Source organism: Streptomyces sp. NPDC093065 (assembly GCF_044754585.1).
GTDB lineage: Bacteria > Actinomycetota > Actinomycetes > Streptomycetales > Streptomycetaceae > Streptomyces.
Window position 1 is genome coordinate 135,145 of the sequence record NZ_JBIVPJ010000001.1, and the last position, 17,089, is coordinate 152,233.

General features: G+C 73.5%; 11 protein-coding genes and 1 pseudogene. 2 read left to right on the forward strand and 10 right to left on the reverse strand.

Going from position 1 to position 17,089, the window contains the following annotated elements:
• Positions 1 to 153 precede the first annotated feature (153 nt).
• The 10 genes and pseudogenes from holA to leuS all read right to left on the reverse strand — a co-directional run bounded on the left by holA (position 154) and on the right by leuS (position 13,658).
• The gene (gene holA, locus ACIQFU_RS00565) at positions 154 to 1,143 is read right to left on the reverse strand and encodes a DNA polymerase III subunit delta (RefSeq protein ID WP_402547896.1); all 990 of its coding nucleotides are present in this window, start codon (positions 1,141 to 1,143) and stop codon (positions 154 to 156) included.
• A 79-nt stretch (positions 1,144 to 1,222) separates the two neighbouring features.
• Positions 1,223 to 1,468 carry a hypothetical protein gene (locus ACIQFU_RS00570; RefSeq protein WP_402547898.1) on the reverse strand — a complete coding sequence of 82 codons (246 nt, stop codon included), beginning with the start codon at positions 1,466 to 1,468 and terminating at the stop codon, positions 1,223 to 1,225.
• A gap of 31 nt (positions 1,469 to 1,499) precedes the next feature.
• Entirely contained in the window at positions 1,500 to 2,381 is an 882-nt protein-coding gene (locus tag ACIQFU_RS00575; protein ID WP_402547900.1) for a YceI family protein, read from the reverse strand.
• A 170-nt stretch (positions 2,382 to 2,551) separates the two neighbouring features.
• Positions 2,552 to 3,433 carry an arylamine N-acetyltransferase gene (locus ACIQFU_RS00580; protein WP_402547902.1) on the reverse strand — a complete coding sequence of 294 codons (882 nt, stop codon included), beginning with the start codon at positions 3,431 to 3,433 and terminating at the stop codon, positions 2,552 to 2,554.
• A gap of 461 nt (positions 3,434 to 3,894) precedes the next feature.
• Positions 3,895 to 4,467 (reverse strand): annotated as a pseudogene (locus ACIQFU_RS00585) (N-acetylmuramoyl-L-alanine amidase); the annotation flags it as partial.
• Positions 4,468 to 4,833: 366 nt separating this feature from the next.
• On the reverse strand, positions 4,834 to 7,419 hold the full coding sequence (locus ACIQFU_RS00590; RefSeq protein ID WP_402547903.1) for a ComEC/Rec2 family competence protein: 2,586 nt from the start codon (positions 7,417 to 7,419) through the stop codon (positions 4,834 to 4,836).
• Positions 7,416 to 8,504, reverse strand: coding sequence for a helix-hairpin-helix domain-containing protein (locus ACIQFU_RS00595; RefSeq protein WP_402547904.1), 1,089 nt, complete (start codon positions 8,502 to 8,504; stop codon positions 7,416 to 7,418). Before ACIQFU_RS00595 ends, ACIQFU_RS00590 begins: the two co-directional genes overlap by 4 nt.
• A 226-nt stretch (positions 8,505 to 8,730) precedes the next feature.
• Entirely contained in the window at positions 8,731 to 9,576 is an 846-nt protein-coding gene (locus ACIQFU_RS00600) for a DegV family protein (protein ID WP_402547906.1), read from the reverse strand.
• Positions 9,577 to 9,751: 175 nt separating this feature from the next.
• On the reverse strand, positions 9,752 to 10,519 hold the full coding sequence (locus tag ACIQFU_RS00605; RefSeq protein ID WP_402547908.1) for a hypothetical protein: 768 nt from the start codon (positions 10,517 to 10,519) through the stop codon (positions 9,752 to 9,754).
• 187 nt (positions 10,520 to 10,706) lie between these two features.
• The gene (gene leuS / locus ACIQFU_RS00610) at positions 10,707 to 13,658 is read right to left on the reverse strand and encodes a leucine--tRNA ligase (protein WP_402547909.1); all 2,952 of its coding nucleotides are present in this window, start codon (positions 13,656 to 13,658) and stop codon (positions 10,707 to 10,709) included.
• Between the two features lie 528 nt (positions 13,659 to 14,186).
• On the opposite strand from leuS, the gene ACIQFU_RS00615 reads away from it, so the two are divergent.
• Positions 14,187 to 15,458 carry a cytochrome b/b6 domain-containing protein gene (locus ACIQFU_RS00615; RefSeq protein WP_402547910.1) on the forward strand — a complete coding sequence of 424 codons (1,272 nt, stop codon included), beginning with the start codon at positions 14,187 to 14,189 and terminating at the stop codon, positions 15,456 to 15,458.
• Complete coding sequence (locus ACIQFU_RS00620) at positions 15,455 to 17,068, forward strand: NADH-ubiquinone oxidoreductase-F iron-sulfur binding region domain-containing protein (RefSeq protein ID WP_402547912.1); 1,614 nt, start codon at positions 15,455 to 15,457, stop codon at positions 17,066 to 17,068. Before ACIQFU_RS00615 ends, ACIQFU_RS00620 begins: the two co-directional genes overlap by 4 nt.
• Positions 17,069 to 17,089: the final 21 nt, after the last annotated feature.

Genomic DNA, 17,089 nt, shown 5'->3' on the forward strand with positions numbered 1-17,089 from the left:
CGCCGGGGCCTCCGGCATGTCCCGGGGCAGGAGGACGGCCCGGGAGGAGACGGGTGAGACGGGCATCAGGCCGGAGGAACGGGCAGACACGCAGGGGGCGGCAGGCGGGCGGGCCGGGAGGAGGGCGCGGGCAGGCCGGGAGTGGGTGGGGGCTTACGACCGTCCCCGCGAGCGTGCCGCGCGGGCGACGGTCACCACGGCCTTCTCCAGGGCGTACTCGGGATCGTCCCCGTCGCCCTTCACCCCCGCGTCCGCCTCGGCCACCGCGCGCAGGGCCACGGAGACGCCGTCCGGGGTCCAGCCGCGCATCTGCTGCCGGACGCGGTCGATCTTCCAGGGCGGCATGCCCAGCTCGCGGGCGAGGTCGGCGGGGCGTCCGCCGCGGGCGGAGGACAGCTTGCCGATGGCCCGCACGCCCTGCGCGAGGGCGCTGGTGATCAGCACCGGCGCCACTCCGGTCGCCAGCGACCAGCGCAGCGCCTCCAGGGCCTCCGCCGCGCGTCCCTCGACCGCCCGGTCGGCGACCGTGAAGCTGGAGGCCTCCGCCCGCCCGGTGTAGTACCGCCCGACCACCGCCTCGTCGATGGTCCCCTCTATGTCGGCGGTCAGCTGGGACACCGCCGAGGCCAGCTCCCGCAGGTCGCTGCCGATCGCGTCGACCAGGGCCTGGCACGCCTCGGGGGTGGCCGACCGCCCGGCGGTACGGAACTCCGAGCGCACGAAGGCCAGCCGGTCGGCGGGCTTCGTCATCTTGGCGCAGGCGACCTCGCGCGCGCCCGCCTTGCGGCCGGCGTCGAGCACACCCTTGCCCTTGGCGCCGCCCGCGTGCAGCAGGACGAGGGTGATCTCCTCTGCGGGGGCGGCGATGTACGCCTTGACGTCCTTGACCGTGTCGGCGGACAGGTCCTGCGCATTGCGTACGACCACGACTTTGCGCTCGGCGAAGAGCGAGGGGCTGGTGAGCTCGGCGAGGGTGCCGGGCTGCAACTGGTCGGGGGTGAGGTCGCGTACGTCCGTGTCGGCGTCGGCGGCCCTGGCGGCGGCCACCACCTCCTGCACGGCACGGTCGAGCAGGAGGTCCTCCTGGCCCACGGCAAGGGTCACCGGGGCGAGAGGGTCGTCATTCGCAGTCTTCCTGGCCATCGCGACAAGCATCGCACGCGCCACTGACAACGCCGGACGCGCTGGAGGGCGGGAGCCGGGTGGGGAGCGGGGGTCGGTGCTACGGCTCCTCGCGCCAGCCCTCCCACTCCCCCGCGAACGCGTCCAGCTCACCGGGGTCCAGTGCCGCCCGCTCGTCGCGCAGGACGACCAGCCACTGCGCGTCCTCGGCGTCGTCCTCACCGGCCAGGGCGTCGCGGAGGATCCGGGGCTCCTCGTCGACCCCGAACCGTTCCCCGAGCGCCTGGGCCGCTTCCTCCGCGGCGTCGCGGTCGGGCAGTACCAGTACATGTCTCACGTCGCTCACGGGAGCCATTGTCGGTCAGCCCCGGGCACGGTCAGCCCTTGGGCACGGTCTGCACGTCGAGGTCGATGCGGATGCTGGGGCCGACCACGGCGATGCCGCGGGCCAGCATGGTCTGCCAGCTCACCGTGAAGTCGTCGCGGTGCAGCTCGGTGGTGGCGCGGCAGGCGGCCCGCGTCTCGCCCTCCATGCCGTTGCCGAGGCCGAGGTACTCGGTGTCCAGCGTGACGGTGCGCGTCACGCCGTGCAGGGACAGCGCACCGGTGACGGCCCAGCGGTTGCCGCCGCGGTGGGTGAACCGGTCGCTGTAGAACTCCAGGGTCGGGTACCGCTGCACGTCCAGGAAATCGGCCGAGCGCAGGTGGTCGTCGCGCATCTTCACGTTGGTGTCGATGGACGCCGCGTCGATCACGACGTGCATCGCCGACTGCTCCACGTCGTCGGCGATGCGCACGGCGCCCGCGAAGGAGTTGAAGCGGCCGTGGATCCGGGCCAGTCCGATGTGCCGCGCGGTGAACGCGATCGAGGAGTGCGCCGGCTCGATCTCCCAGTCGCCGGGCGCGGGCAGCTCCGGCGGCTGGGCCACCTGGAGCGTCACGTCGCCGAGCGAGGCCAGCGTGTCCTCGACGACCGTCACGGAGGCCCGGTACGGCGTGTAGCCCTCGGCGGACACGGCGAGCCGGTACTCCCCCGCGGGCACCGTCGCCACGAACGACCCGAAGGGGTCCGTACCGCCGCCGACCACCTTGCGCCCCATGGTGTCGCTGACCGTGAACTCGGCGTTCGGCACGGGATCGTTGACCGGGTCGAGGACGCGGCAGCTCAGCACTCCGGCGTCCGGCGGGGTGCGCACCGCCGCCAGGGGACCCGTCCGTTGCATCCGCTTCGTTCGGCTTCCCAGCAAGCGGCCGATCATTTGCGACACCCTCTGCACGACATGAGAAAACTAGTTGACGGAGAAACATTCGATCACCGATGTGGCTTTCGAGGCAACACGGGACCACATCGCAGGAAACCGTCACATGTGCAGGGAGTGGGCGGGAGTAGCCCCGTGTGGTCCGGTTTCGGCCCACCGGGCGGGATTTCTCACAGCCGGGACACAGGCGGCGCGGGCGACGTGGGCGACGCGGTCGGCACTTCGTCGAGACGGATGCCGAAGTGGTCGCGGTAGGCCGCGAGCACCTCCGTGTCCGTCTCCAGCTCCCGCTCCTCCCGGCCGCCGTCGACGGCCGTCGTGGTGAGCCGGCGGCCACTGAGCGTGATCCTGCCCCCGTCCTCCGTGAGCCGCGAACAGACCGGTGACTGGAGGAAGTGCGACCGGGGCGAGGTGCTGTGCCACCACGCGCCGGTCACGAAGTCGTCCAGCACCCTGGGGCGCCGCTCCACCCGGTAGACCGGCTTGCCGTCCCGCAGCACGTCCAGGTCGAGGCCGCCCGCCGCACCCGCCGCACCCGTCCCGGCCGCTCCTCCGTGTCCGCCACGCGCCCCGGCCGCGTCCGGTCCCGCCTCGACGACCCGGAACGTCCCCCCGGGGTCCGCCTGCTCGCCCCGCTCCCCGACGGCCAGCGGGCCGTGGCTGTGCGCCCCGAAGCCGACGTCCGCCAGCCGGTCGCCCCCGTCCACCGTCCGCACCAGCAGCGCCAGGTGGTCGTACGGGATCCCCAGGCGGCCCCCGTCGCCGTACACCCGCGCCGCCAGCAGTGCGACCTCGTATCCGAGGGCGGTGAGCAACGCGGCGAAGAGCCCGTTGAGTTCATAGCAGAACCCGCCCCTTCCCGCGCCCACGACCTTGTCGAGGAGCCGCTTCTCCTCCAGCACGATCTCCTCGCCCAGGTGGACGGAGAGGTTCTCGAAGGGCACCTTTCGCAGATGGCGCAGGTGCAGCTCGCGCAGGGATCCGAGGGTGGGCTCCGCGGGGCAGTCGGCTCCCAGACGGTGGAGGTAGGCGTCGGCCTGTGCTCGTTCCATGCCCCCAGTCTCGCGTCACCCCGCGGCCCTCACCCCTCCCAGTACAGGCCGCGGACCTTCGCGCTCGTGACGGTGATCGGCGCCTCGTCGCCGGAGTCGGCCGGGTAGTACACGAACTCGAAGCGGAGCCGTTCGTCGGCGACGATCGAGCCGCTGTTCCCGAAGTCCGGGAAGCTGCTGCCGTCGGTGCCCACCCGCTCGACGATCGGGCCGGTCCACCGGGTTCCGTCCGGGCGCAGGTGGTAGAAGCGGCCCTGGAGCGTGGAGCCGGGTGGCACGTCCGCGCGCAGGTAGGCCGTGGCCTGGTAGTGGGAGGCGCCCTTCAGCAGGTCCACCCCGTCCACGGTGAGCGTCGTCCACCGCCGGGGCGTGATCTCCTGGTCGTCGCCCTCGGACCGGCTGATGGCTCGCGGCATGTCTTCCTCCTCGAAGTCGCCGGGCGTCCAGCCGGCGGGGTGGGTGAGGCGTTCTTCGACCCGGGCGCGCATCGACGCCATGGTGAACCCGCGCGGGTCGACCTTCCCGGGCTGCCACTCGAGGTGGCCGATCACCGAGCGCTCGTTCCAGCCGTGGTGGCGGCACACGGCCGCGGCGGCCCGCTCGATCGCGTCCAACTGTGCGGCGGGCCACGGGTCCTTGCCGTCGCCGAGGTTCTCGCACTCGAAGCCGTAGAAGTGCGGGTTGCCGTCGGTGTTGGCCTCGTTGTCCGGGGGCAGCGCCTTCTCCGCGATCACCGCGCGCAGGACGTCGTCGTCGCCGAGGCCGGCGTGGTTTGCCCGCCCGTAGCCGACCAGATGGACCTTGCCGTCCTTGGTGATGACGCCGTGGCACAGGGGGCCGGGCAGGCTTTCGTAGCCCTTGCGGCAGATCTCCACGGTGGCCGCGCTGCCCCGGGTCACGGTGTGGTGGATCATCACACCGTTGACCGGTCCCCAGGCCCCCTTGTGGTTGCGGTTGTGGTTGCGCCAGTCGCCCACTTCGACGACGGTGAGGCCCTCCGCCTTCAGTGCCTTGAGGAAGTTGCCGGCGGTCATGGGGGTGGCCATCAGACACCCTCCGGCCACGACCGCGTGACCCGCCGGTCGTCCTCGCCGGGCCGGTGCACGACGGTGTGCCCCGGCGTGGGGGGTTGGGGCATGGGTTTCTCCTTCTGCCGGTGGGACGGGCGTCCCGTCGCCGAGCCCGTCGTGCTAAGGCGGGCAACGGCGGGGACGCCGCCATGTCTTGGGGTGATCCGTGGTCGGGTGGTGTGTGTGGGGGGCCGTGGCCGGGGCCCGGCGGCTGCACGGCACGGCGCGGTCTTCCGCGCTGATCTGGAAATTCCCGGTGATCCCACGGCCTACGCCTCCCAGGGCACAGCAGAGGCGGAAACGGCTCGTGATCCGGCCGGTGCCCGGTCCTCACTCACCCGCCACCCGCAACTCCTTCCCCGTACCGGCGACCGCCAACGCCCCGTCCCGGTCCGTGCGCAGGACCCTCGCGCCCTGGGCACGCAGGGCCGCGACCGTGCCGGGCGCCGGGTGGCCGTAGCTGTTGTCCTCGCCGCAGCTGATGAGGGCCAGGCGTGGGGCGACTTTCCGCAGGAACGCGAAGTCCTGGTGGGCCGAGCCGTGGTGGGCCACCTTCATCACGTCGACGCCTTCCAGCGCCGCTGCCGCCGGGGAGCGGGCCAGCTCCCGCTGGGCCGGGGGTTCCAGGTCGCCGAGGAGGAGCAGGCGTATGCCCGCCGTGCGGACCAGGAGGGTGACGCTGGCGTCGTTGGGGCCGCTTTCCGTGCCCGGTGCCGTGGTGGCCGGTGGGCTCGGTGGGGGCCACACCACCTGCCAGGACAGCGGGCCGGAGCGTCGCTGTTCTCCGGCGGACGCGGATCGCAGGGGGAGGTGCCGGGCCGTTGCCTGGCTGCGGACGAACTCGGCCTGGTCCTCGGGCTCTTCGAGGGCGGTCGTCTCGATCGCGCCCACCGAGCGGCCGCGCAGTACCCCGGGCAGCCCGGCCACGTGGTCGGCGTGGAAGTGGGTGAGCAGTACGAGGGGGACGCGGGTGACGCCGAGGGAGCGCAGGCAGTGGTCGACCAGGGTGGGGTCGGGGCCCGCGTCCACGACCACGGCCGTCCCCTCTCCCGCCGCGAGGACCAGCGCGTCGCCCTGGCCCACGTCGCACATCGCCATCCGCCAGCCGGGAGGGGGCCACCCCTTGATGACGCGGGCCAGCGGGGGCGGCTGCACCACCAGGAGGATCAGGAGCAGGGCGCACAGGCCGCACCACCAGGGGTGCCGCAGCAGGCGTCGGCCGGCCAGCAGGCCGCCCACCGTGACGAGGGCGAGCAGCGCCGCCCCGGCCCAGCTGCCCGGCCAGTCCACTCCCGCGCCCGGCAGCCGGGCGCCGGTGCGGGCGATCCCCGCGATCCACTCGGCCGGCCAGCCTCCGCACCAGGCAAGGGCCTTGGCCGGCGCCATCGCCACCGGCGCCGTCGCCAGTGCCGCGAAGCCGAGCACGGTGGCCGGGGCCACCGCGAACTCCGCCAGCAGGTTGCACGGCACCCCCACCAGGCTCACCCGCGCCGACAGCACCGCGACGACCGGAGCGCACAGGGCCTGAGCGGCACCCGCGGCGGCCAGCGCCTCCGCGAGCCGGGGCGGTACCCGGCGCCGGCGCAACGCCTCGCTCCACCGTGGAGCGAGCGTGAGCAGGGCCCCCGTGGCCAGCACGGAGAGCAGGAAGCCGTAACTCCGGGCCAGCCAGGGATCGTAGAGCACCAGGAGCAGTACCGCCGTCGCCAGGGCCGGCAGGAGTGATCTGCGGCGTCCGGTGGCCAGGGCGAGCAGGGCGACGGAGCCGCAGGCCGCCGCCCGCAGCACGCTCGGGTCGGGACGGCACACGACGACGAAGGCCGACGCGAGCAGGCCGCCGAGCAGCGCGGTCGTGCGCAGGTGCAGGCCGAGGCGGGGCGCCAGGCCCCGGCGCTCGCTGCGCTGGGCCAGGCCCGGCGGGCCGAGGAGCAGCGCGAGCACGATCGTGAAGTTGGCGCCCGACACGGCCAGCGTGTGCGTCAGGTCGGTCTCCTTGAACGCCTCCTCCAGCTCCGGCGTGACGCGTGAGGTGTCGCCGACGACCAGGCCCGGCAGCAGCGCCCTCGCGTCCGCCGGCAGGCCCTCGGTCGCCTCGCGCAGACCGGCTCGCAACCGGCCCGCCAGGCGTTGCGCCGTCGAAGGCCCCGCCGTCGTCTGCGGTGCCTGCCGGCCGGCCCGTACGCGCAGCACCGCGGCGATCCGGTCGTCCTGCCTCCTCGGGGGCGACAGGCGGGCGGTGACGCGCAGCCGGGTGGTCGGCAGCAGGTTCAGCCAGCGGGAGGACGCGGCCCGGGTCCGGGACTCGCCGACATCCACGAGGACGAGGACCGGCGTCCGGGTCGTCACCGCCGTCCCGTCCTTATCCGTCACCTGCCGCACGTCGGCCTCGATCAGCACCGTGGGCGGCACGGCACGGTCGCCCGTGACGCGCGGCCGGGTGAGGCGGGGGTCGGCCGTGACCTCGACCTCCGCGGTGACGGTCGCGTACTGCCGTGCCAGCTCCGGCAGGGGCCCCGCGCGCAGGTCCGCGCCGTGCAGTGCGGCCGAGGTCGCGGACGCGGCGACGCAGAGGAACAGGGCGGCGGCCAACGGTGTGTGAGGCCGTCCGCGCACCGGCCCCAGCAGCAGTGCCGCGGCCAGGAGCAGGCTGCCCGTCACCAGCACCACCGCCCAGCCGGCCGGCACGTCCAGCACCAGTGCCGCCGTCGCCCACGCCGCCAGGGCGGGCGGTACCAGACGCAGGTCCGCGGGGCCCTCCTGCCGGGGGTGGGCCGCGCCCAGCCGGTGGCCGGAGGCGGCGTGCACCGCGGCGCGCGGGGACCTCGCACGGCGCTCCCCCGGCTCGTCGGGCTCGTCGGGCCCGGCCGGCTGGTCGAGCCGGCCCGGCCGGGCCGCTCCCGTCACGTACGTGTTCATGGACGTACGAGCTCCCGCAGATCGGCGAAGCGGCGCTCGCCGATGCCGTTGACCTCGCGCAGCTGGTCCACCGAGCGGAAGCCGCCGTGCTGGGTGCGGTAGTCGACGATGTGCTGGGCGAGGACCGGGCCGACGCCCGGGAGGGTTTCGAGCTGGTCGGTGGTCGCCGTGTTGAGGGAGACCGGCGCCGCGGGCCCCGCCCCCGCCTGCCCGCCGGACGCGGTCCCCGCTCCGGGCGGGGGCGGGGGTGCGGACGCTCCGACGATCACCTGCTCGCCGTCCACCAGGAAGCGGGCCCGGTTCAGTCCGTCGGTCTTCGTGCCGGGCCGCACGCCTCCGGCGGCTCGCAGGGCGTCCGCCACGCGTGAACCGGCCGGGAGGCTGTGGATGCCGGGGTCGCGGACCTTGCCGCCGACGTCCACCACGATCTCGGGCCCGGCCGTGGCCGTCGGCGCGGTCCTGGACTCGGGCTCATCGGTGGTGGCGGGGTCTCCGGTCGCAGGCTCCGGTTTTCCGGCTCCGTACGCCGCCGCCTCCCGGACCACCTCGGGTGCCGCCACGGGCTGGGTGCGACCGGACCAGAAGTGCTGCACCGCGAAGACCGCCGCGACGACGAGCAGCACCGACAGCGCGGCCACGCTGCGCCGCTCCAGCCCGCACCGTGTCTGCAGCCACAACGGCATCCGCTCCCGCAGTGCCTGCCCGGTCCGCTCCCGCCAGGTCGTCGTGGGACCGCGGGAGTCGTCCATGCCCGTGGCGCCAGGAGCATCAGACACATCAGACACATCAGGGATGTCGAGAACATCATGAGTGTCAGGGCGGCCGGGCGGCGGCGGCCCTTTCCCCGACTCGCCCCGCCCTCCTTCGCACCCGGCGTACTCGGTGCGCTTCCCGAACAGCGCCTCCGCCCTCCGCCGCAGCTCCTCCGGGGGCGCCTGCCGGCGGCCGTGCCGGGCATGGGAGCGGGGGCGGGCGTGGGATCGGGAGTCGGGTGCGCGACGGTGGACGAGGCGGCCGTCGGAGGCCGGGGCGCGGCCCGGGCCACTGGTCGCGGACGCGGTGCGTGAGCGTGATCGAAGAGCCATGCGACGAGGATCGGGCACCTCGGCATCCTCGCGACGATCATGGTCAATTCCCGGGGACTACTCACCGGTTGTGGAAAACTCCGGCCCTCTCACGGGTGACACCGCACACCGCACCACACACCACATCCCTCGCCCATCGCCCCCCCCCGGCGCGCCCGGCCCCCGGCCCCCGGCCCCCGGCCCCCGGCCACCAGCCCCCGACCGTCGACGCCCGGCCGGCACACGCTCACCGCGGTGAGACCACGACCCCCAGCAGCCCAGGCCCCGTATGCGCACCGATCACCGCACCGACCTCGCTCACGTGCAGGTCCGCCAGCCCGGGCACCCGTTCCCGCAGGCGGTCCGCGAGGGCCGACGCCCGGTCCGGGGCGGCGAGATGGTGGACGGCGACGTCGACGGGTGCGCCGCCCGCCCGGTCGGCGGCGATCTCCTCGAGCCGGGCGATGGCCCTGGACGCCGTCCGGACCTTCTCCAGGGGTTCGATGCGTCCGCCCTCCAGTTGCAGCAGGGGCTTCACGGCGAGTGCGGAGCCGAACAGCGCCTGGGCCGCCCCGATCCGGCCGCCGCGGCGCAGGTAGTCGAGGGTGTCGACGTAGAAGTAGGCGGAGGTGCCCGCGGCCCGCTTCTCGGCGGCGGTGACGGCCTCGTCCACCGTGCCGCCCGCCTCCGCCGTCTCCGCGGCGGCCAGCGCGCAGAACCCGAGGGCCATCGCGATCATCCCGGTGTCCACGACCCGTACCGGGACCGGTGCCTCGCGCGCCGCCACGACGGCCGCGTCGTGCGTGCCGGAGAGTTCGGCGGACAGGTGGAGGGAGACGATGCCGTCGGCGCCGGACTCGGCGATCCGGCGGTAGGTCTCGGCGAAGAGCCCGGGGCTGGGGCGGGAGGTGGTGACCGGCCGGCGTTTCTGGAGGGCCTGGGCCAGGGAGCGGGTCGAGATCTCGGTGCCCTCCTCCAGGGCCCGGTCGCCCAGGACGACGGTCAGGGGGACCGCGGTGATGTCGTGCCGCTCCATCGTCCGGGCCGGGAGGTAGGCCGTTGAATCCGTGACGATAGCGACATGGCGGGACATGAGCTGGAGGTTACCTGGCGTAGTGCCCGCACGGCAGTCCGGCCCCGACGACCGGGCGTTCACAGGCCCCTGGCGGACGCGACCGCACAGCCGGACGAGTCGGCCAGGCGAGGACACACATCAGGTGAGGTGAGATCACGTCCGGTCGGGTCGGGTCGGGTCGGGTCGCGTCGGTTCAGGTCGTGCTCTCGGGCCGGGTCTTCTTCTGCCAGGGGTACACGGGACGCGCGGCGGGCGGGGTGATGGCCGGGCGGTCGGGGTCCCCCGTCGCCGCCTCCCGCGCCGCCGGGGAGTCCGGCCAGGTCTGCCGGGCGGACGCGGCGTCGGCGGGCGGGGCCTCGGGCCAGGACGGCGGTGCGGCGGCCGGCCCCGGCGCCGTCCCGGCCTGCGTCGGCGTCGTCTCCGTCCAGTGCCGCAGCGCACCGGCCTCCACGTCGATCTGCGCGCTCAGCGAGTCCAGGTCGTCGTCCGCGAAGCGGCGGGCGCGGTCACGCGCCGCCCAGCGCAGGGCATCCGCCGACCGGGTGACGCGCTCGGTGCGCTCACGCAGTCCGGGCAGGCGCTCGGCGAGGGTGGCGCGGTCCGGCTCGGACTCCAACCGCCGCAGCTCGCCGTCCAGCTCGAAGCCGTGCGCGCTGAGCCGCTCGAAGAGGGCGAGGGACTCCTTGAGGGACTCGTCCTCGGCCACGCGCGCGTGCAGCGCGTCCTGGGTGGCCCGCATGGAGGTGCGCAGCGTCAGCCGCAGCTGGGCCAGCTCGGCCGCCGGGCCCATCTGGACGAGGGACCTGGCCCGCAGTGTGTGGTCCTCGACGGTGCGGCGGGCCTGGGTGATGCCGCGGTCCACGCCCCGCTTGGCGGCGCCGACGGCCTTCACCGTGGCGTAGACGCCCAGCACGACGGCGAGCAGGAAGAGCAGGGCGAACACTGTGAGCGCTGCTTCCACGAGGCTCCTCCTTCGGACGTCCGGCCCGCGCACCGGCGGTCCACGGCACCTGTCGCGCCGCTCTTCCACGGTAAACGCAACGGGCAGGCCCAGGGTTCCGCAAGAACCCCGAACCTGCCCGTACCGGACCCCGAACCAGCCCCTAGGGGACGCCCCGAAGCGTCTCCCGGCCGGCTCCGGACACCGCCTACGCCGGCACGATGTTGACCAGCTTCGGTGCCCGCACGATCACCTTGCGGATTCCGGCCCCGCCCAGCGCGGCCACGACCTTCTCGTCGGCCAGCGCCGCATTCTCCAGGTCCCCGTCGGAGATGGACGGGGCGACCTCCAGGCGGGCCTTGACCTTGCCCTTGACCTGCACGACGCAGGTCACGGTCTCGTCGACGACGTAGGCCGGGTCGGCGACCGGGAAGTCCTCGTGGACCACCGAGGACTCGTGCCCCAGCCTGCGCCACAGCTCCTCGGCGACGTGCGGGGCCAGCGGTGCGACCAGCAGCACCAGGCGCTCGGCGACCGACCGCGGGACCGGCCCTCCCGCCCGTCGCCCGCCACCCTCGCCCGCGGGGCTTGCGCCTCCGCCCCCGAACACCTTGGTCAGGTGGTTGTTCAGCTCGGTGACCTTGGCGATGGCGGTGTTGAACCGCATGCCCTCCAGGTCCTGCCGCACCCCGTCGATCGCCTTGTGCAGGGCGCGCAGGACATCGGCGTCGATGTCGCTCTCCGCTACGTCCGCCACCGACAGTTCGCCGGTGTTCTCGTCGACGACGTTGCGCCACAGCCGCTGCAGCAGCCGGAACTGGCCGACCACCGCGCGCGTGTCCCACGGCCGGGAGACGTCCAGCGGGCCCATCGCCATCTCGTACAGGCGCAGCGTGTCGGCGCCGTACTCGGCGCAGATCTCGTCGGGGGTGACCGCGTTCTTCAGGGACTTGCCCATCTTGCCCAGCAGCCGGGAGACCTTCTCGCCCTGGTGGTAGTAGGCGCCGTCGCGCTCCTCCACCTCGGCGGCGGGCACCGCGATGCCGCGGCCGTCCCGGTAGACGTAGGCCTGGATCATGCCCTGGTTGAACAGCTTGTGGAACGGCTCGGCCGAGGAGACGTGCCCCAGGTCGAACAGGACCTTGGACCAGAAGCGCGCGTACAGCAGGTGCAGCACGGCGTGCTCGGCCCCGCCGACGTACAGGTCGACGCCGCCGTGCGGCAGGCCCTCGCGGGGGCCCATCCAGTACTGCTCGATCTCGGGGTCGACCAGCTGCTCGCCGTTGTGCGGGTCCAGGTAGCGCAGCTCGTACCAGCAGGAGCCGGCCCAGTTGGGCATGGTGTTGGTCTCGCGGCGGTACTTGCGCGGGCCGCGGCCGTCGCCCAGGTCCAGGGTGACGTGGACCCAGTCCTCGTTGCGGGACAGCGGGGTCTCGGGCTCGGTGTCGGCGTCGTCCGGGTCGAAGGTGCGCGGGGAGTAGTCCTCGACCTCGGGCAGCTCCAGCGGCAGCATCGACGCGGGCAGGGGGTGGGCGGTGCCGTCCTCGTCGTAGACGATCGGGAAGGGCTCGCCCCAGTAGCGCTGGCGGCTGAACAGCCAGTCGCGCAGGCGGAAGTTGACGGTGCCCTCGCCGGCTCCGGTGCGCTCCAGCCACTCGGTGATGCGTTCCTTGGCCTCGACGACGGGCAGGCCGTCCAGGGCGACCTCGTCGTTGGAGGAGTTGATGATCTTCGCGTCGTACGACCCGAAGGCGTCCTCCCACGTCGAGGTGTCGGTGCCGCGGCCGTCGGTCGGCTCGACGATGCAGCGGACCGGCAGCTCGAAGGCGCGGGCGAACTCGAAGTCGCGCTGGTCGCCCGCCGGGACGGCCATGATCGCGCCGGTGCCGTAGCCCATCAGCACGTAGTCGGCGATGAAGACCGGGACCTGCTCGCCGTTGACCGGGTTGGTCGCGTACGCGCCGATGAAGACGCCGGTCTTGTCCTTGGCCTCGGCCTGCCGCTCGACGTCGGACTTCGAGGCGGCCTGCGCGCGGTACGCGGCGACGGCCTCGGTCGGGGTGGCGTGACCGCCGGTCCACGCGTCGCGGGTGCCCTCGGGCCAGGCGTCCGGGGTGAACTTCTCGACCAGCGGGTGCTCGGGCGCCAGCACCATGTAGGTCGCGCCGAACAGGGTGTCGGGGCGGGTGGTGAAGACGGTGATGCGCTCGCCGTCGACGGGGAAGTCGACGCGGGCGCCCTCGGAGCGGCCGATCCAGTTGCGCTGCTGCAGCTTGATCGCCTCGGGCCAGTCCAGCTGGTCCAGGTCGTCCAGCAGCCGGTCCGCGTAGGCGGTGATGCGCATGTTCCACTGGCGCAGCTTGGACTTGAAGACGGGGAAGTTGCCGCGCTCGGAGCGGCCGTCGGCGGTGACCTCCTCGTTGGCCAGCACGGTGCCCAGTCCGGGGCACCAGTTGACGGGCGCGTCGGAGGCGTAGGCCAGGCGGTACTCGCCCAGCACGTCGGCGCGCTCGGCCTCGCTCAGGGTGCTCCACGCCCGGCCCGCGTGGCCGGGGACCGCCCGCTCACCGGAGGCGAACTGCGCGACCAGCTCGGCGATCGGGCGGGCCTTCTCCGCCTCGTCGTCGTACCAGGAGTCGAAGATCTGCAGGAAGATCCACTGGGTCCACTTGTAGTACTCGGGGTCGATCGTGGCGAACGACCGGCGCTTGTCGTGGCCCAGGCCCAGCCGGCGCAGCTGGGACTTCATGTTCTCCATGTTGGCCTCGGTGGACACGCGCGGGTGCGTGCCGGTCTGCACGGCGTACTGCTCGGCGGGCAGGCCGAAGGCGTCGAAGCCCAGGGTGTGCAGGACGTTGTGGCCGGTCATCCGCTGGAAGCGGGCGAAGACGTCGGTGGCGATGTAGCCCAGGGGGTGACCGACGTGCAGGCCCGCGCCGGACGGGTAGGGGAACATGTCCATGATGAACTTCTTGGGCTTGGCCACCAGCTCCGGGTCGCCCGCCAGGTCGCCCTTGGGGTTCGGCGCGGCGTACGTCCCCTCGGCGTCCCAGAAGTCCTGCCAGCGTGCCTCGATCTCGGCGGCCATGGCAGCCGTGTAGCGGTGCGGCGCGGCGTCCGCCGACACAGGGGCACTCGCCGCGGGGTTCGTCTCGCTCATGATCCTCAAAGCTCCATCGATCGTCTCTGCCAGCGGCTGCGACCTTCATGACCAGCGGCTGCGAAGGCCGGGAAATGAAAAATCCCCTCGCACAGGAGGGGACGCCGCGCCGATTCCGGCCACCGGACTACGACCGGGGTCGGGACTGATCAGCGCGGCTCGCTAAGCAGAAGGCGTACGGCACGCATGGCGTCAGGGTACCGCAGTCGCCGAGCAGGCCGCGACGGGCTTCCGGGGCACCGGAATCCGGAGCCCGGGATCCGGAAACCGGGGGCGGACCTGAACCAAGGTCAAAAGTTACTTCGCGTAACGACCGCTAAGGGACACCAGCACGAGCGCGCTGTCATTTGATAACAACGCAATAACTCAAACCTCCTACCCGCGGGTATGGCGCCACTTAGAGTGCGGCAGCGGGACCGCTTTCCCGAACCGCTCCGGAGTTGCCCCCATGAACCCTCCCCCGATCCACCCTCGCGACACCAGCTCGCCGCCTCCCCCCGCGTCCCTGACGTGGGGAGGTACGTCGTCATGACGAACGACAGCACGATGGACGACACCTTCGCCCAGTTCCTCAACTTCGGCGCCGGCGTCCTCTCCCTGGTCTTCCTCAGCTGCTCGGTGATCTGGGGCCTGCTCGCCCAGGACCGGATCGTGCTCGACACCCGGCAGCGGATCCTGGCTCAGGCGGTGCACCGGACCACCGCGGTCGCCTCCGTCGTGTTCCTTCTGGTGCACATCGTGGTCAAACTCGTCCTCGACCACACCACCTGGGTCGCCGCGGTCCTCCCGTTCGGGCTCCTGGCCACGGAGGACGAGGCGTTCGGCGGCCGGGCCGTCCTCATCGGCTTCGGCACCCTGGCCAGCATGCTCATGATCTTCGTGGGCGTCACCGGAGCCCTGCGCAACCGCTTCGCGTCCCCGGCCCCCGTGGCGGCCCGCTGGCGGGCGATGCACATGCTGGCCTACCCGGCCTGGTGCCTGGCCCTGCTGCACGGGCTCTACGCGGGTCGAGCGGCGAAGCCGGTCTTCACGATCCTGTACGCCCTGTCCGTGGTCGGCGTCATGGCGGCGCTGGCGCTGCGCGCGGCGCCCCGGCCGGTCAAGCGCAAGGTCGCCGACCGGATCACCGGCCTCCTCGGGACCGGGGGGCGGCCCGCCCGGGAGGAGGGCGAGGAGGGGGCGGAGAGCCGGTCGAGGGGCACCGCCGCCCTGCCGGGCTACGAGCGCGCCGGGGCGTCCCCGGCACGCGGCGCGTCCCCGTCCGCCCCGCTGTACGAATCCGCGGAGCGTCTCACTCCCCCGGAGCCCGCGGGCGGCTTCGCGGCGGCCTACCGCGCGGTGTCCGCCCCCTCGGGCGCGCGCCGGCCGCCGCTGACGGCCGACCCGGCCGCGTCCGGCGGGCCCGCGGACCTGCGGCCCACCGAGGCGATGCCCGTCGTGGACGGCGTCGGCAGCACCTCGGGCAGCTGGCCCATACCGTCGCCGCCCCCGGTCGGCGAGGCGCCCCCGTCGCACTACGACCCGCTCAACGACACGGGACACACCATCCCGGTCTACGGCGGTCCGGACGCGGCGGGCCCGTCGGCGGACCACTCCGCGCCCTACGCCTCGGGGTACGGGTCGAGTGACGTGTACGACACCCGTGAGACGAACGCGGTCTACGACACGTACTACCCGAACGACACCTACAACAGCGGTCCCGCCCCTGAACCAACCCCCGGTGCGCCGTCGCCGTCCCGCGACTTCGACGCACCGGGTTCCGGTGAACCTTGGAACACGCCTTCCGGAGGCTTTAATTGAACGAGGCCCTGCCCGACGTCCCAGAGGTCCGCGTGGTCGGGCTTCCCCAGCTCACGTCGGGCTTCGACCTTGTCGAGCGGCTTGATCTGCCGATGCACCTCAAGGTGCACGGTCCGCTCGAACCGATGGGCGGGGAGCAGCTCGCGCAGCTCTCCGAACGCATCAACCTGAAGGGCCGCGGCGGCGCGGGCTTCCCCTTCCACAAGAAGCTGCGCTCGGTCGCCGAGGCGGCGATCAAGCGCGGCGTGCGGCCGGTCGTGGTCGTCAACGGCAGCGAGGACGAGCCGGCCTGCCGCAAGGACACGGTGCTGATCAACCGTGCGCCGCACCTGATCCTGGACGGCGCGCTGCTGTGCGCCGAGGCCATGGGCGCCCGCACGCTGGTCATCGGGGTCACCCGCGAGTCCACGCAGCGCTCCATGGAGGCCGCCCTCGCCGAGCGGGGGCTGAGCAACGGCCGCCGGTCCGCCCTCCGCGCGCGCGTGCAGCGCAATCCGGTGCGGATGGTCACCGGCGCGGCGGCCTCGCTGATCCGCTCCATCGACGGCGGCCCGGCGATCCCGCCCGGCCGCAAGGTGAGCGCCTCCAGGAGCGGCGTGGGCGGCGCGCCGACCCTGCTGTCCAACGCCGAGACCTTCGCGCAGCTGGCGATCGCCGCCCGCATCGGCCCGGAGCGCTACGGCAATACCGGCCTGTACGACGAGCCGGGCACCGTGATGCTCACGGTCTCCGGTGCGGTGGCCCGCCCCATGGTGATCGAGGTCCCGACGGGTGTGCCGCTGCGCTACGTCCTCCAGCTGGCCGGCGCCCCGCCGGTGCCGCAGGGCGTGCTGACCGGCGGCTACCACGGCAAGTGGATCGACGCGGCGACCGTGGACGAGGCGATCGTCTCCCGCAACTCGCTGCAGCAGGTGGGCGGCTCGCTCGGCGCGGGCGCGATCCTGCCGATCAGTCAGGACACCTGCCCGCTGGGCGAGTCGCTGCGGGTGGCGCAGTGGCTGGCGGAGGAGAGCGCGGGCCAGTGCGGCCCCTGCTACCTGGGCCTGCCTGCCGCCGCGCGGGGCCTGGAGGACATCCTCAACGAGGGCGGCCCGGCCGCCCTGGAGGCGGTCAAGCAGGTCGCGAAGAACGTGAAGCGGCGCGGCGCCTGCTCGCACCCGGACGGCTCGGCGATGTTCCTGGAGTCGACCGTCAAGGCGTTCACGGACGACCTGGCCGCCCATGTCCTCGGCAACGGCTGCGGACGGCCCGTGGAGGGCGTCCTGCCGCTCTTCGAGGGAGGCAGGGCCCCCACCGGCGTCCCGGGCGGCGGCGGGGAGGAGAACGGCCCCAGCCGCCAGAAGATCTACGTCGACTGGACGCTGTGCCGGGGCCACGGGCTGTGCGCGGACATCCTCCCGGAGGTCTTCCAGCTGGGCGCCGACGGCTTCCCGACCGTCGCACAGGCCGAGGTGCCGCGCTTCGCGGAGGCCAAGGCGGTGCGCGCGGTGCGCCGCTGCCCGGCGCTGGCGCTGCGCATCGAGGAGGACACCCGCACGCAGGCGCCGTCCTCGCGCACCAACCTGCCGGTGCTCTCCCAGGGCCGCGGCCGCCGGGCGCTCGGCCGCTGACCGAAGACGAACGAACCCCCC

Bases quoted from the DNA above. Each gene is read 5' to 3' on its own strand.
- holA (WP_402547896.1), bottom strand. From the start codon at position 1,143: ATGGCCAGGAAGACTGCGAATGACGACCCTCTCGCCCCGGTGACCCTT.
- ACIQFU_RS00600 (WP_402547906.1), bottom strand. From the start codon at position 9,576: ATGTCCCGCCATGTCGCTATCGTCACGGATTCAACGGCCTACCTCCCG.
- ACIQFU_RS00575 (WP_402547900.1), bottom strand. From the start codon at position 2,381: ATGATCGGCCGCTTGCTGGGAAGCCGAACGAAGCGGATGCAACGGACG.
- ACIQFU_RS00580 (WP_402547902.1), bottom strand. From the start codon at position 3,433: ATGGAACGAGCACAGGCCGACGCCTACCTCCACCGTCTGGGAGCCGAC.
- ACIQFU_RS00615 (WP_402547910.1), top strand. From the start codon at position 14,187: ATGACGAACGACAGCACGATGGACGACACCTTCGCCCAGTTCCTCAAC.
- ACIQFU_RS00590 (WP_402547903.1), bottom strand. From the start codon at position 7,419: ATGAACACGTACGTGACGGGAGCGGCCCGGCCGGGCCGGCTCGACCAG.
- ACIQFU_RS00595 (WP_402547904.1), bottom strand. From the start codon at position 8,504: ATGGCTCTTCGATCACGCTCACGCACCGCGTCCGCGACCAGTGGCCCG.
- leuS (WP_402547909.1), bottom strand. From the start codon at position 13,658: ATGAGCGAGACGAACCCCGCGGCGAGTGCCCCTGTGTCGGCGGACGCC.